Genomic DNA, 16,150 nt, shown 5'->3' on the forward strand with positions numbered 1-16,150 from the left:
TCACCGGCACCGCACCAAACGTTTGAGTGAAAAGCCATCGCACACCACAACCGCCCATGCTAAATGCGGGCTGCCAGGAACCCGCTTTAAGCGAACCGAAACCACCGGCAATTTTGGGGAATGCGAAACATTTAGCGAGAGTGCACCGATTAGAGAATCCATGCAGTTGGGACGTTCCGCAATCAGCGATTCCATAGTTAAAAGCGCCTTTTCGAACCGTTCCAAACGCATCCGCTCGTCAGCCACTTCGCGATTGAAAAAATTCCAAGCGCCAAGAAGCGCTGTCGTTCCGATAAAGAAAACGGCTAACGCCACACAAACTTCGGGCAAAGTAAAGCCATGACGAGTTTGCATCATAAGCGCCTCCGTGCAAACACAACAGGCCGAGATTCCATGCAAAACGGCAACAAAGCTTTTGCCGAATCAAGAAGCACCGCAGATGAATCTCGGTCCACAACGCCAGACGGCGCAAGCGCAGCACCTTCAAACACTGATTTTTCAAGCAACGCCAAACGATTTCCGCGATACCCCACAGCTAAAGCGACACTAGGGAACTTCATTTTCGCATGATCCGAAATTTCCACGTTCTGTTTCGACAAAAGAAGTCCCACAAGCGAGACATCGCCCGAAACTCTCACGCCAGCAAGTCCGAAGATTTCAACGAAATCAGCACTCACCAATCCTTGCAGCAGCACATTTCCCGTTGCATAAATTCGAAGCGTATCAAAGTGAACATTCCCGTGTATTTTAACATCGCCCTCGACATTAGCCATAAACGAACGCACAGAAACACGGTCTCCATTTTTTCCAAAGGCGCCCGCACCACCAAGATCTAGCGTCAAATCGCCAGCACTCACATTCATTGCCACCGAAGAACCGCGCCCCATCAAAGTTGAATCGAGCTTAAAAAATCGGCGATTTCCCGAAAGCAACTTGAGACCTTCCGATTGCAAAATGCGCTCTTTCAAATTTTGCTCCAACGTGATTGCACAACGCGCCCATTCCGACGTAGAATAACGCCCGAATTCATTGCCTAAAAGAAATTGGAATTTTTGCACACCTCCATCAAATTGCCGCACACACTCCCTATTCGTTAGCACACTTGTCCGCCACTCCGTCCATGGTCCAAGCACGCGAGATTCAATCGTCGGAAGTTCCGCAAAATAGCCATCCGGGAAGCCATCCAGCTTCGCAATCACCGCCGATTCCGCCAAATACATCTCTTGCGTTTCGTTTGCAACAAGCGCAACCGTCCGGCGTAGCGGTCCCGGCAAGCGGAGCATCGCCGTCACTAAAATCGAAAGCACAAGCAACACACCAAGTACAAGCGGTAAAGCGTTACCGCGCGCTAATCGCCGAGACAATTGATGAGACATTTGGCAATTCAATCTCATAACGCACCTCCTTACGCCCACAACGCAGTACAATTTCATTTCGACCAATTTCCTTCACGCAGTATTTCAAAAGCGAATCTCCGACAGAAAGCGTTTTCGTTTCGCCCGCAGCCGTTTTCATAAGCGCCACACGCCCACCGACAATTCCAAGCAACTTGAAATCCAACGAGTCACAAGCACGGCGCAATCTTCGCTGGTTTCCAAAAGTTTCATCATGCATAAAGCCCTCCCGTCCATGAGTCCATTTTGCAGGGAGCAAATCGCGATGGCCCTCTGCCCACGCCAACTTTTCTAAATCACGCTCCGCAGGCAACGACAATTCAACAGGCGCCACATCTTTTACAGGAACCACATCACCACACCATTCCCGCACGTTTCTCATTACCCAAGAATCATCCGAGAAAAACGCAAACGACACCCCCAAAGTCAACAGCATCAAAGCGCACATTGTCCACCTTCTTTTTTCACAAGGCTTCATCGATTCCGATTCATCTAAATCAAGGTCGCGCCAAAACGAATCTTTCGCTGCAATCTGGAACAAAATTTCCATATCAGGAACATTATCGCCACAGACAAAAACTTCGCCGAACGCCCCAGCACTAGCAAACAATTCATCCGCCTTCAAGAACTCTTTAAACCGCCGCACTCGTTCCGCAATTCGTTCGTCAAAACAATCGCCATACCCAAATTCTTCGGACCAATGGCATAAACGGCCATTCATAAAAACAAGGATATACAAGACATTTTTCCAAAGCGCAATGAGCATTAAATTTCCATCGTTTGCGACATTTTCCTCTACACAAATTTCAGCAACCGAACATTCCGCAACACCCTCATTCACTTTATCTTTTAAACCACATTCCGCAACATCGCCCACAAAAATAGCGTTCAGAGGCTCGCCTCTAAGCAATTTATCGGCAACGGCAAAAAGCGCAATCTGTCGAGGCAAGCAACGGTCAAACTTTTTACGATAACACACAAGCGGTTCATTCGCAATCGACACAAGATAACGATGTTTGCGGCCATCGGATGCATTAAAAGAAACAAGCGGCCAAAAGAATACTCGGTTCACGCGCACGCCCGTATCAAGAGTCTCACGAGATTCATCTTCGCGCACTCCGAACAAATCTCCGAAATCTTCATCGAATCGCTTTCGCAATTCCGTTCCCGTGAGAGTACCATCAAACGATGTTGTCACCTCCCACGTCATCATCCGCGCCGCGACAGGCGCGACACACCTCGTCCACCCCATCATTCCGTTTTCTCCACACTTGGCGTGATGAATATGGCAAGTTCGCTTTCGTCCTCTTCTTCGGACGTGTAACTGAACAGATGCCCGAGCACAGGGATACTCCCCAAGAACGGCACCGCCTGCCTCACTTCCGTTTTACTTTTGCGAATAAGACCGCCCAAGCAAAGTGTCTCGCCATCGCGCAGCACAACTGTCGTCTTCATGTTGCGCGAGCTGATATCACGCGGGCCATCGCCGCTGCTCCTGCCCGCCGTCTTGATTTCAGGCGCCACAGAAAGCGTAATCAATCCATCTTGCGTCATCGTAGGCGTAAGCTCTAGCGAAATGCCATCGTTAAAAGAGCGGTAATCTGTAATCGGGTAACCATCTGCAGAAACTTGACTCACAAGGTAATAGACCGTATTCGTCACGTTCAGTTCCGCCTTGTTGCCGTTCAGCGTTGTGATGCGCGGGCGCGCCAAAACTTTCGCTTCATTATTTTCTTCCATCGACGAAAGTTCCAGTTCGAATCGATCCGGCAAAATTCCAATTTTGCCGAACGCGCCCGACTTCGAAATGTCCTTGCCTAAAAAGTCAAAGAACCCGCGCACTTGTATTTCGCGCTCCCCCACATTCCGCGCAGCACCGCTCCGCACGCCAATTGCAAAGCCGCGCCCCTTACGAAATTCCACAATCACACACGCAAGCATCACCTGCATTTGCGGCACATCAATCATCTTCAAAAAATCTTCCGTCCGTTCAATCGCACGTAACGACCCGCCCAGCACAAGCGCATTCTGCTCCCGATATTCCGAAACATTGATACTAGTCCCCTTCATAAATTTTGTAAGTTGCGCCATCGCTTTTTCCGGCGACACATGTTTTAACGGATAAACGCGCATATCGGCAAGCGCCTTTGCAGCCCCCTCTTCCGAAACCAGAAGCGACGTTGAATCCAAACGGAATGTAAACGCACTCCCGCGAAAAAGCGATGTCAAAAGTTCCGGCAGCGAAACATCCCTAAACGACATTTGCACGGTCTCGTTCAAATCGCCATACACAGCAAAATTGAGTCCGGCCTCATCGGCAATAGCCTTGAGCGCAACCTTCAGCGGAATCGATTGCAAATCCACCGAATAAAAGTTCCCCGCTCGTTCCACCAAAATTTCAGAACCATCGCGCACCCCACCCGGCGCATTTTCAAAGCCACCACCCGTCGCAGCATTTTTCAAAAAATTCTCGGCCCCAGAACCATTCCGCGACGCGCCCGACTTTTTCCGTAAAACCCGCAAGCACCCTCGATCGCCGCGCACCTTGTACCCATTTGATTCCATCAACGCCTGGAACGCCATTTCCGGCGCCATCTTCGCTAGATTTCCCGAAACAACTCCATCCACATCGTAATCCGCCAACACGTTCACACCCGTATTCAAGCCAAATTCTCGTACAAACTCACGCACATTCATGTTCTTGACATCAACCACCACGCCGGAATCCGTAAGCGCAATCGTCCCGCCCGGCACTCGCGCCCGCCGAATATGGTAAACACGCCCCACTTGCACCACATGGAGCCCATTCGCTGCACACAACGCCGTAAGCCCTTCAAAAAGGCTCACCCCCTCCAGATGAAACGTCACGCGAACATCGCCCGCATCATCCGTCAAAATCGACGTGCCATAAGCAAGCGAAAGCGTTCGCGCCACATCAGCCAAAGGAACATCGGCAAAATCGAGACTCACCGAGCCCGGCGAATCCAGCGAACGAACACGTTCCGAACGCAGCATCGTCGGTGAAACCGCCAGCGCCTCAACGGCAAAAAACAATGTAAGGAAAATTCCCAGAATCCTCAGAAGCATACGCTTCTCCTAAAATGCGCATGCCCGCGTTTCACCAGCCTGTGAATAATTGCGGCCCCTGCCCGGGATAAAATTAAAGGATTAAAGGAACGATATAATCAACAGTGATTTAAAGATATAAAAATTTATGGCAAAGGAGTAGATAGTAATTAGTAGACAGTAGACAGTGGATTGCAATTAGTAGGCTATGATTAGTGGTTAGTAAATAGTAGGAAGTAGACCGTGGTTAAGAAGTGTCATCCTGAGCGAAGTCGAAGGATCTAGTGAAAATTAGGCAACAGATGATGGATTAGTTGGCTAAAAAAAATCGGAACTTTGCTCCCCAGTGAGGCAAATCACCTCGTTTTTTCATCAGTTTTCAAGACTCTATTTTGGTTTTTCAAAATAAAATTTGCGTTTTTCAAGCAAATTCGCCACCTTTAAAAATTTTGGCATGGTTATTGCTCTCATTAGGGCAAAGGAATGAAAAAACAACTTTAATTAAGGAAGGATTAATCATGAAATCAAAATTCATTGCTATTCTCACACTTTCGACGCTCGCCTTTTTCGCAACGGCGTCTGCAAGGAACAATTTCTCTGACATGAAGCGTGTCAAAGCCGAAATCTCCTCTGAAATTTCGACTGAAGTCATCGACAAGAGCGATTTCGAAAAATTGCGTGACGAAAGCAAGGAAGCTCGCAAGGAACTTTTGGACAAAATCAAGCTCGACAAGGACGATATTGCCATAAAGCCGCCAAAGCCGGAAATCGAACCGCCGACTCCGAAGACGGAAGAGGAACTCCAGGCTGAACGCGAAGCTCATGAAGCAGAAATTGCAGCAAGACACGCAGAACATGAAGCCAAGAAAGCCGAAGAAGAAGCAAAGCGTGCTGAACGTGAAGAAGCCATGAAGGCTGAACACGAAGCCCGCAAGGCCGAGATGGAAGCCAAGAGAGCTGAAGAAGAAGCAAAGCGTGCTGAACGTGAAGAAGCCATGAAGGCTGAACGCGAAGCCCGCAAGGCTGAGATGGAAGCCAAGAGAGCTGAAATGGAAGCTCAGCGTGCCGAACGTGAAGAAGCTCTGAAGGCCGAACGCGAAGCCCACAAGGCAGAAATGGAAGCCAAGAGAGCTGAAATGGAAGCTCAGCGTGCCGAACGTGAAGAAGCTCTGAAGGCCGAACGCGAAGCCCGCAAGGCTGAGATGGAAGCCAAGAGAGCTGAAATGGAAGCTCAGCGCGCAGAACGTGAAGAAGCTCTGAAGGCCGAACGCGAAGCACAGCGCGCAGAACGTGAAGAAGCATTGAAGGCTGAACGCGAAGCTCGCAAGGCAGAAATGGAAGCTAAGAGAGCTGAAATGGAAGCTCAGCGCGCAGAACGTGAAGAAGCCATGAAGGCGGAACGCGAAGCTCGCAAGGCCGAAATGGAAGCCAAAAAAGCCGAACTCGAAGCACAGAAAGCTGAAAAAGAATCTGCAAAAGAAGAAAAGACCGTTGCAAAAGCTGAATAAGAATCGTTAATTTCGATCAAAGGGCGACGGGGAAATTCCGTCGCCTATCTTTTCCGAGTCTTTTCAAGGTTAACGCTATGAAAAATACAAGTAAAATCATCGCATTTTTGACCGGCTCGGCATTCGTGACGGTTCCGCTCGCGCAGCCGGAATCCGATATCGCGACACCTGTAGAAAAGACAGAAATTACACAAAGCGCCCCCGACCTTGGGCAAAAACAAAAAGAAGATTGGCAACGTTTACGCGAAGAACGCAAGCAAGCCAGGCAGCAAATTTTATCGGACATCAAGGCAAATGCCAAAGAAGTCAAGGGCGTTCAAGAAGAATTTTTCCAGCAAAAAGCAAAGAACAACGAAAACTGGAATAGCCCTCAAAACCGAGACAACCTGATTAACAAAGAGAAAGGCCCTCGCGAAAAAGGCCCCCTAGAACAGGAAAAACTCAGGCCCGAAAATTCGCCATTTGACGTTCCCCGCCCAGGTGAACACGGTCCCCTCCCCAAAGGCCCAAAGATATAGCTACTCCAACCTCAACAAAAAAAAATCCATTGAGCGTCTCACTCGTCCAATGGATTTTTTTCAGCATCGTTTTTCAGTTTTGTTAGTCTACGAGATCTCGTACAACACAATTTGTAGTACCATCCGCACCACAAGGCACTGGCGGCTGCACAGATACTTCAGTCCAAAATCCATTATGACAACCATAAGTAAACCCAGTCACGCAGTCTTCAGCACGCGAGCCCTCGTAAATCGGATCGCAGGCACCACAGCCGACCATTCCCGGTTCGCATCGTACATCAGAGATGTGCACGCAAATTTCGTCGCCCATGCCATACTTTCTCCATTTTCCACCTTCGCACTTGTAACGGCCTTCAAATTTACCTTCTTCAAAGCAGGCATCGCAATATTCCAATTCGCCGCGAGCGCAATGCTGATTTTCTTCGGTCTTCTTGACTTCCCACATTTCACCATTGCAAACATAGATGACTCCATTTTCGCAGTCGGCAATTTCCTTGATGCCATTCGGCTGGCATAGGCGATAACCACATCCACCCATGCCCGGTTTGCATTCGTCCGGCTTGATATTCAAGCATGAAACTTTTTCCCAGTTGTTGTCTTTGCATTGGTAGTTGTCGCCAGTCACGCAGTCCACAGCCGAAATTCCATTCTGATTCACGCAATTGCCTTGAGCGGTCATGCCATCGTAATCGGAAATGTGCTTGCAAGTTTCAAGCGCCTTTGAAGAGCTCGACTGCACCTTCGCCGAAGAAGAGCTAGGCGGCTTAATTACAGAGGAACTGCTCAAGCCATCGTCGCATTTGGGCGCATACTTTTCATCCTTAGAAAACTTTGTATACCATGTTCCATTTTTGCAAACAAACATGACACCAGTTTCACAGTCCTCCATTTCAGGAGTCACCGACGCATCGCAACCCGTCATGCATTTTGTAGTGGTTATATTAGCACAAACTCCAGCGGAACTAGAGCTGGGCAGCACCTCGGACGAAGAACTTTCAACCAACGCGGAAGAACTTTCAGCCAACGAAGAAGAGCTTTCGGCCAATGCGGAAGAGCTTTCGGTCAATGCGGAAGAACTTTCGGCCAATGAAGAATTGCTGCTATTGAAGTCGGGACCGCTAAGAGATTCGTTATCACAGGCTACGACAGCAAAAGCGGTAAGCGACGTAACGGCAAAGCCGCACAACATTTTAGTTATTTTCTTATTCATATTTTTCTCCTTTATAAATAAAATTTCACTAAGCCCTTTACACGAGTAAAGAGTTTCATAGCCCCTATCACGACAGCTATTCAGCCTTGCTTCAGGGAGACATTTTTCAAATCATTTTTTCGAAATTCTAATTCCTAATTCCAAAAACCTAATTCTTATTTTACTTCACCCATTCGATTTCACTATTAAGCACAGAGCATTTAACAGACAAACTATTTTCTACAGGGACATGTACAATTTCAGGATAGCTATCAAGTTCGCCACAGTAGTAAAAAAGGAATCTGGACATTTCATTTGTAGATATAGAATTGCATTTGCCCGCCGGAATATCCAAAACCTTAATCGTATCCTTAGCGATGCTTGCCACAATAAAGGCCGCCGAAGCTCCATCGCCATACACGTTGAACGTATAAAGCCCACACTTTTTATCTAAAGTTTCGTCCTTTATCGCAGTGATAATATCGGAATAATCATCGACCGCCGTCGGGAATAACTTTTCCAAAACAACGACATTCTGCTTTACAACCTTGTGCGGCCAAGGGCCATCAAATTCCGAAACTTTGGCATCCGGCCTTTCACTGTCACCATCTCCATGGTAATCACGCTTTGTAGACAGAACGGCATTGTCAAACGCATCCGATTTTAAATTAAGCAAGCTCAAATAATACTTCAAGGAATTTGGTTTAGCAGCGCCCTCATTGGCGAGTTTATCATCACTAGAACTACTTCCGACTTCCGGCGCATAAGTACCCGGATTTTTGGAGCTACTCGAAACTGCACGCGAACTACATGATTTTATATGCAATTCTTTAGAATCACCGCTTGAACTTGATGCGACATTCGAACTCGAAGAAACCTTTTCTGCAACTTCATTCCCTTCTTCGGAAGTGCCCATAGCGGTAGAATCGGAGCATCCGGCAAAAAGGCTCACACAAAGCAACATTGCAAAAGCAATCAGCGCAGACAAACTATACTTTTTCATTTTCGTTCTCCTTAACATTCTTGGTCAACGGGAACAATTGCAAATTAAGTCTATAAACCTGTTCAATATTCTTTTCTTCAGCAGCAATAGCAATAATCTGACGGCGGCATTCATCCAGCACGCACCCAATTTTGCCGAACGATTCGCGCGAAAGTCCCATGGTCACTCCACTAAAATTACGTTCTTCTTTCGGGAGTTCCAAGGCAGGAGTCGCCAATTTAGACATTTGGCGGTGCATTCCGCGCAAGGCAAGCCTCGTTGCATCCGTCGAGCCTTTCACCGAAGTTTCCGATTGCACAAAGTTGCCCGCCTCCTTCTTTAGCAGGCCCGCTTTCGTGAGGAAATCAAGAGAATCGCGAACTTCTTGCGCAGAAACTTCCGGATAGCACATTTTCGCCATTTCGCCCGGAGTCGCACCCGGCATAATCGGAGCAAGCTCCCTTATCACCGAGTTACGCCACGTATCATAATACTGGAACAACTCCCCTTCGAGCGTGCGGACTTTATAGACCTTCGCAATGGCGAGCATTTCTTCGTAGGCGGCCTTTTTCTTTTCTTCCTTTTCGGCCTGGCCGAACTTGACCATCGCCCTGAAATAATCCATTTCGAAGCCCGTAAGTCCCATAGCCATGCCCGTGCGTTCCACACCGATTTTGCTCAGCTTGCTTTTGCCATCGCAAACAACCTTCATGTACGAAGGCGAACTGAACCCGGCGTTCTTGGAGAACTCTCGCCAAGAAAACGCAGAGCGCAGCTTGCGATCTTCATAAAAGTCTCGCATGAACATGCGGAAATCGGTATATTCAACAATCGGCTTCATACTCCAAAATATAAAACCAATTTTTAGAAAAGTCAAGTATTTTATGCTACAAAAGTGCAGAAATTTTAAAAATTTCAAAGATTTTTATAAAATAGTTCACAAAAAATTTCTATATACTACACCCTGTTGCATATAGAACAACCATAAATTTCAAGCCCTCATTTTTATTCAAACAAATTCCACATTCATTTGATATATTAACCATATCAAAGGGGGATTAATGATTTACCTAAAGAACCATTTTAAGTTCAGCACGTTAACTGGGCTCGTTTTTGCGATGCTCCTTGCAAGCTGCACCGCGGACAACGGCTGCGAACCCGTCAATGCCACTCCCCCGACATCGTTCGAATTGAATCAAAGTTCATCTTCTGAATCGCCGGAATCATCCGCAGAGTTGCAGCAGTCTTCTTCATCTGAAGTAACACAGTCATCGTCATCTGAAGTAAAAATTTCCGCAAATTCATCTTCCGCACAATTGTCCAGTTCAACACTTTCATCTAGCGCCACATCATCTAGTTCTGCACCTACAACATCTAGCAATTCGAGCAGTTCTATAGCAAGCATTTCCAATACAGCGATTCCCGTGCCATACGGTTGCATCGACGACAACGAAATGAACCCTCCATACGAAAACTACGAAGACCCAGAATGTGTTGTCAAACAACTGACCCAATTCGTGGTGGACTCTCTTGTAAAGCAAGGTCTTGATTACGCTCAAGCGTTGAATACTGCAAAACTAAAACTTTATTCCGTTTTTTCCATCGACACACTTTTACAAACAACTTTATTACATTCAGCTTCAATCGGCACAGCATTATCCCTATTGATTCCTGTAGACGACGCCACATTCAAAACAAGAACCGAGTTTATCGAAGCGTTTTCAAAAGGTGAAACTTTTGATTACGAATACAGATGCCGTGCCTATGAAAACGTTTCAACTGAAAATTTGACAAAATTCAATGAACAAACATCTCCATGGTATCAAATAACAAACAGTTATACGTATCAAGATGCGATGCTGATTTTAAGAAATTTATGGAGATATTGCGGACAACTCCCCGTATGCAATTCCCAAAACGCAAAATTGTACAAAACATACAGTTGCCCATCCAACACCCTAGTATGCAAAGACAAAGGCAGGGATTATATCTGTTCCGTAGGCTGGACCTACAGTAGTTGGGTCGTTCTGACAGCCATGCAAACAGAAACACACGACAAAGAATGCACCGAAAACAACACGCGTTTCCCCAGCGATTCATTCCCCAAGCAGTACTACATTTGCTACGAAGGCAATTGGTATTTATCCAAAGACAACCAAGTCGGCAAACTGCCGCAAGAATACTTCTTCAACGATAGCATTAAATATGGCTCCATGGAAGATCCGCGAGACGGCAAAAAATACAGGACAGTCGTCTACGAGAATCAAGTCTGGATGGCAGAAAATATCAACTACTACGACGAAAACGATTCTCTTCTGGAAAAACACAGCTTATGCTCTCGAAAAATCGGCTGCAATTACGGACGTTTTTACGATGTGGACGCTGCCGCCAAAGCCTGCCCCAACGGTTGGCACTTGCCCAAAGATGAAGACGTCTTCAAATGGACCGAAATGCCATACGACGAAGCAACTGAATATTTACCGAAGCTATTTGCTCGTTTGACGGGTGAACGCATGGCTTCTGACGAGTTTGGACTGTCTATCTTATCGATAAATAACATTGATCCGTATGGTTGGGACCAAAACGGAGTAACTTATGGATTTTTCTGGCTCGATTCGAGAAAATATATCCGAATTTCGGACACCTACTCACACATCGAAAGCCAAGTTGATCCTCGAGAAAACGGCCAACTCCTCCCCGTCCGTTGCATAAAGGATTAGGATATACATTCTAAAAATATATATTGACAACATGAAGAGGAAAATATTTGGTTTAGGAATCGCCCTCACCATGGGCTTGGCTGCAAACGCATATGCGAATAGGTGCCCTAACGCATGGCCCGCGGAGGGTGAAAACTACGCCTCAGGTACGATAGACAGTACAAACTACAGTTACGAAGTCTGGCGCGATGGCTACACAGCGTCTTTGACGTGCTACGATGATGGCGGCTACAAAGTTTACTCCAAGGGTGCGGACGCTATCGTGCGTTTCGGGCCCAAGTTTGACGAGCCCAAAAACTTCGACCAGCATGGCAACTTTGCGGCGGACTACAAGTTCAAAACAAAAGGCGGCGGCTTCGGCACAGACTTTTATCTGGTCGGCATCCAGGGCAACACCACCGAGCCGAAAACTGAATTCTACATCGTAGACTACTGGTTCTATGAAGACGCCGACACAACAGCCTTCGGAACCAGGATGGGCGAATTCACTGTCGATGGCGACACCTACGACATCTGGCAGAACACCGCCAACAAGGAACCGAGAGTCCAGGGCGACATGTCGTTCAAACAGTATTTCAGCATTCGACGCACCAAGCGCGATAGCGGGTACATCGACATTACCGCCCACTTCAAGAAGTGGGAAGAACTCGGACTCAAGATGGGCAAGATAACCGATGTCATGGCGCTTGTGGAAGGATCTAAGGGAAAGGGTTACACCAGCTATCTCACTATAGACTATTTCAACATCACCGAAACAGCAGACAGTTCGGGCGGAACGACCCCCATTTTAAAACGCGCCAGCCTGCCGCTCCTAAAGGGCAACGCCCGCGTGTTCGATATGCAGGGCCGCTACCTCGGCACCGGCGAACAGAAGTTCAGCCCCGCCATCAAGACCGTAAAGAAGCGGTAATTTTGCAAAAACATGGATTGCCTTGACTGAGCCAAGGCAATCTAAGCCCAATCGATTGGGTTTCCCACACAAAATGAAGTATATTGAAGAAATGTTTTTTTAGAAGAGTTTTCAATTTTAGATAAAATGGTCTTACATACTAGTTTGATCAAGACGTGCGCAATTGGACTTGCCGTAGCCAGCACGTCTTTATTTACGGAGTTTTCCTATGCGTCGAACATGTATCAGCAGGACAACTGGTCTCCTGAATATGGTAGTAACACTTGGATGTATGAGGACTCGGCAGGAATCTATGAAAGGGATCCGCTCGTTGACTACCATTCAGCTAAGTTTCTCTTCATGAAACGTCGGTTCTTGGATGCCGCATACGCTTTTGGTAAAATCCAGACGAAGTACCCGTCATTCCGCTTGGTGGACCAAGCTGCTTTCTACATGGCAAAGTCCTTCGAAAACCTTCGTATGCACAAGGCAGCAAAGGCTGTCTATGAAGATGCTATCAAACGTTATCCGCAAAGTGATCAACTCGCCAAGTTCCATTTCCAGTTGATGAACATCGACTATAAGGAAGGCAAGTACAAAGAAGCTATGGACAAGTATCAGGTTATCGCTCAGAAGTACGGCAAAAGCGATGCGAAGGCGGACGCGGATTACGTTGCTGGCCAAATCAAGTTCGAACAGGGTCTCTATCGGGAATCCATTGACCTGCTCGCCTCTATTCTTCCGGGTAACGCCAACTACCTCTACGCTCGCTATACCATGGGTATCGCTTACAACCGTATGAGCAAGTTTGACGAAGCCGAAAACTGTTTCCGCGCTGTTACGGAACAGCCGGTTTCCAACAAGTCCGAACGCGACATTCAGGACGCCGCGAAGGTCAAGCTCGGTCACCTATTCTTCTCTGCAGAAAAGCCAGACATCGTTGCCGCAGCTCGGATGTATCTCCAGGTCCATAAGGAATCTCCGGTGTTCGGCGAAGCTTTGCTCGGTATTGCATGGTGTTTTGCCAAGGTCTACAAGTTGGATGAAGCAATCAAGCCGGCCAAGTGGATTATTTCTAACCTTCCGGAATCCTTTTTCGTGCCTGAAGCCAACCTCCTAATGGGTTACTGCTACTTCATGAAGAAAGACTTCCAGAACGCTCTTGAAGCATTGACCGAAGCTGAAAATCTCACTGAAAGGCCGATGGTGTCTGTTGCTTCTCGCGACAGTGCCCGTCAGGCCTATGACGCAATGCAGGGTCAGTTCGACTCCGTTCAGGTTATCGCCTTGGATCTAGCTCGTCAGTTGCCGACTCCGCGTGTGGAAAGCAAGCGTAAAGCTTTGCGCCCGACATTCGACAAGGTTCACCAGGCTATTGAAGATTACGCATCGTTTATGCAGAAATCAATCCAGAGTGACCGTTTCGAATCCAACCGCAAGCGCATTTTGGAAGACGCAGGCTTTACAAAGGCTTCACCTTTCACTCGTCCTGGAGGGCCTAGTGGCAGAAAGAAGCCTGATTTTTTGGACGTTGATTTAGAAGACGATTTGTAGAACGGGATATTCGTAAAAATAACCCATTTTTGCCTGATAGAGCCCCGTTAGGTCTTGCCCTTATGTGCAGTAGATAATTTTTTATATATTTGTTTTGATTATCGAAACGAAAGGGAACCTCTAAATTTTGAGGTGATGAACATTTTAAGAGATTGATTAATGGCAGCTACGAAATATACAGAAGACAGTATCAAGTCCCTCGAATGGCATGAACATATCCGCCTCCGCCCCGGCATGTACATCGGTAAGCTCGGCGACGGACAGAGCCCGGACGACGGCATTTACGTGCTCGTCAAGGAAATTATCGACAACTCCATCGACGAATTCGTCATGGGTGCGGGCAAGAAGATTGAAATTGATATCGACGACCACGCAGCTCGCGTACGCGACTACGGCCGTGGCATTCCTCTCGGCAAGGTCATCGACTGCGTATCGAAGATCAACACGGGTGGTAAGTACGATTCCGAAGCTTTCCAGAAGTCGGTCGGTTTGAACGGTGTGGGTACAAAGGCCGTGAACGCCCTCTCCACGAAGTTCATCGTCAAGAGTTTCCGCGACGGCCGCATGAAGCAGGCCGAGTTCTGCCGTGGCGTCCTGGTACAGGACTACAAGGAATGCGCCACCACCGAAAAGAACGGTACAGAAATCTACTTTGAACCGGATGCCGACATATTCAAGAACTACAGATTCCTCCCGGCCTACATGGAAGAAAAGGTTTGGAACTACGCCTACTTGAACAACGGCCTCCAGCTCGTGATGAACGACAAGGTCTACACGAGCCCGAACGGTCTTTTGGACCTTTTGAACAAGCACGTGGACGATTCCATCCGCTACCCGGTGATTCACTTCAAGGGTAAGGATATCGAATGCGCGTTCACGCACGGCAACCAGTACGGCGAGCACTACTACAGCTTTGTGAACGGCCAGCACACCACGCAGGGCGGTACCCACCAGCAGGCATTCCGCGAAGGTGTCGTCAAGGGCGCCCGCGACCACTTCAAGAAGGACCTCGATCCGGCCGACGTGCGCAACTGCATCATCGGTGCAATTTCCGTGCGCATCCAGGAACCAGTGTTCGAATCTCAAACCAAGACGAAGCTCGGTTCTACGACGGTTTCGCCGGGAGGCGCCCAGTTGCGTTCCTGGGTCGTCGATTATGTGGCAAGTCAGTTCGACAACTACTTGCACAAGAATCCCGAAACTGAAAAGGCGCTCCTCAACCGCATCACGCAGAACGAACGCGAACGCAAGGAAATCGCAGGCATCAAGAAGCTTGCGAACGAACGCGCCAAGAAGGCAAACTTGCACAACCGCAAACTCCGCGACTGCAAGATCCACCTCACCGACGTGAAAAACGCGCTCAACCGCGAATCGATGATTTTCATTACAGAAGGTGACTCCGCATCCGGCTCCATCACCAAGGCCCGTAACGTGCAGACGCAGGCCGTGTTCAGCTTGCGCGGTAAACCGCTCAACAGCTTTGGCATGACGAAGAAGGTCGTCTATGAGAACGAAGAATTCAACTTGTTGCAACACGCGCTCGATATCGAAAACGGTCTCGAAAACTTGCGTTACGACAAAGTGATTATCGCGACCGATGCTGATGTGGACGGTATGCACATTCGCCTTTTGCTCATGACATTCTTCTTGCAGTTCTTCCCGGAACTCGTGGAACAAAAGCACTTGTACATCTTGCAGACGCCGCTTTTCCGCGTGCGCAACAAGCAAGTGACCAAGTACTGCTACGACGAAACCGAACGCGACAAGGCGGCCAAGGAAATCGGCAAGACCGGTCTCGAAATCACTCGATTCAAAGGTCTTGGCGAAATCAGCCCGGAAGAATTCGGACAGTTCATCAACGAAGACATGCGCCTCGAAACGGTCAGCATTCCGCCCGACGCAACGCTCGGCAAGATGCTGGAATACTACATGGGCAACAACACGCCGAGCCGCCAGGAGCACATCGTGCAGAACCTGAGAGCCGAAGCCGTGGAAGAATTGTAGTTGACGCTAGCGGCGCAGTTGGCAAAACATAGGCCACAGCGCTCCGAGAACTTAGTTACTAGTTTTAGATGTCATTCTAAAGCCTTGAGCTATAGAATGACATTTTTTATCTTCTCCAAAATTCCATAATAATCTATATTTACAATGTAAAATAGAGTATTTGCTCTTGTTCTCTACTTGAAAACTAGACACTTTCAGAATACAGAGAATAAGGTGAACGCTCACGTCTGCGACCGGCGTATGCCTGCCGCATCGTTTTGCTACATGGTCTATTGTTTAGTAGCAGTTTGCCTGTTTGCAAGCGGCCTTTTGGGGCGTGAGTTGTT

The 16,150-nt window shown here is 47.9% G+C and carries 13 protein-coding genes; 6 read left to right on the forward strand and 7 right to left on the reverse strand.

The window, feature by feature from the left end:
- Genes HUF13_RS03415 through HUF13_RS03430 form a run of 4 tightly spaced genes read right to left on the reverse strand, consistent with a single transcriptional unit; the run spans position 1 to position 4,481 of the window.
- Positions 1–357: a type II secretion system protein J gene (locus HUF13_RS03415; RefSeq protein WP_173473815.1), complete on the reverse strand. Its 357-nt coding sequence runs from the start codon at positions 355–357 to the stop codon at positions 1–3.
- A complete protein-coding gene (locus HUF13_RS03420) occupies positions 354–1,394 on the reverse strand; it encodes a hypothetical protein (protein WP_173473816.1) in 1,041 nt (346 codons plus the stop codon). Before HUF13_RS03420 ends, HUF13_RS03415 begins: the two co-directional genes overlap by 4 nt.
- Positions 1,339–2,649 carry a hypothetical protein gene (locus tag HUF13_RS03425; protein ID WP_173473817.1) on the reverse strand — a complete coding sequence of 437 codons (1,311 nt, stop codon included), beginning with the start codon at positions 2,647–2,649 and terminating at the stop codon, positions 1,339–1,341. Before HUF13_RS03425 ends, HUF13_RS03420 begins: the two co-directional genes overlap by 56 nt.
- On the reverse strand, positions 2,646–4,481 hold the full coding sequence (locus HUF13_RS03430; RefSeq protein WP_173473818.1) for a type II secretion system protein GspD: 1,836 nt from the start codon (positions 4,479–4,481) through the stop codon (positions 2,646–2,648). Before HUF13_RS03430 ends, HUF13_RS03425 begins: the two co-directional genes overlap by 4 nt.
- Before the next feature lie 497 nt (positions 4,482–4,978).
- Here HUF13_RS03430 and HUF13_RS03435 point away from each other — a divergent pair, with 497 nt between their 5' ends.
- Positions 4,979–5,968 (forward strand): hypothetical protein, encoded by a 990-nt coding sequence (locus HUF13_RS03435; protein ID WP_173473819.1) that lies wholly within the window; start codon positions 4,979–4,981, stop codon positions 5,966–5,968.
- A 77-nt stretch (positions 5,969–6,045) separates the two neighbouring features.
- Positions 6,046–6,486, forward strand: a complete 441-nt coding sequence (locus HUF13_RS03440) for a hypothetical protein (protein WP_173473820.1) — start codon at positions 6,046–6,048, stop codon at positions 6,484–6,486.
- Positions 6,487–6,568: 82 nt separating this feature from the next.
- On the opposite strand, the gene HUF13_RS03445 is transcribed toward HUF13_RS03440, so the two are convergent.
- The 3 genes from HUF13_RS03445 to HUF13_RS03455 form a co-directional block, all read right to left on the reverse strand.
- Positions 6,569–7,696, reverse strand: coding sequence for a hypothetical protein (locus HUF13_RS03445; protein WP_173473821.1), 1,128 nt, complete (start codon positions 7,694–7,696; stop codon positions 6,569–6,571).
- A gap of 160 nt (positions 7,697–7,856) precedes the next feature.
- Positions 7,857–8,678 (reverse strand): hypothetical protein, encoded by an 822-nt coding sequence (locus HUF13_RS03450; protein ID WP_173473822.1) that lies wholly within the window; start codon positions 8,676–8,678, stop codon positions 7,857–7,859.
- Positions 8,665–9,498: a TIGR02147 family protein gene (locus tag HUF13_RS03455; protein ID WP_173473823.1), complete on the reverse strand. Its 834-nt coding sequence runs from the start codon at positions 9,496–9,498 to the stop codon at positions 8,665–8,667. The genes HUF13_RS03450 and HUF13_RS03455 overlap by 14 nt, the downstream gene beginning before the upstream one ends.
- A gap of 220 nt (positions 9,499–9,718) precedes the next feature.
- Between HUF13_RS03455 and HUF13_RS03460 the strand changes: the two genes are divergently transcribed.
- The 4 genes from HUF13_RS03460 to HUF13_RS03475 all read left to right on the forward strand — a co-directional run bounded on the left by HUF13_RS03460 (position 9,719) and on the right by HUF13_RS03475 (position 15,824).
- Positions 9,719–11,377 (forward strand): FISUMP domain-containing protein, encoded by a 1,659-nt coding sequence (locus tag HUF13_RS03460; RefSeq protein WP_173473824.1) that lies wholly within the window; start codon positions 9,719–9,721, stop codon positions 11,375–11,377.
- 31 nt (positions 11,378–11,408) lie between these two features.
- Positions 11,409–12,287 (forward strand): glycoside hydrolase family 11 protein, encoded by an 879-nt coding sequence (locus HUF13_RS03465; RefSeq protein ID WP_173473825.1) that lies wholly within the window; start codon positions 11,409–11,411, stop codon positions 12,285–12,287.
- Between the two features lie 219 nt (positions 12,288–12,506).
- Positions 12,507–13,820, forward strand: coding sequence for a tetratricopeptide repeat protein (locus tag HUF13_RS03470; protein ID WP_304038769.1), 1,314 nt, complete (start codon positions 12,507–12,509; stop codon positions 13,818–13,820).
- Positions 13,821–13,979: 159 nt separating this feature from the next.
- On the forward strand, positions 13,980–15,824 hold the full coding sequence (locus tag HUF13_RS03475; protein WP_173473826.1) for a DNA topoisomerase IV subunit B: 1,845 nt from the start codon (positions 13,980–13,982) through the stop codon (positions 15,822–15,824).
- Positions 15,825–16,150 lie beyond the last annotated feature (326 nt).

This window comes from Fibrobacter succinogenes, assembly GCF_902779965.1.
GTDB lineage: Bacteria > Fibrobacterota > Fibrobacteria > Fibrobacterales > Fibrobacteraceae > Fibrobacter > Fibrobacter succinogenes_F.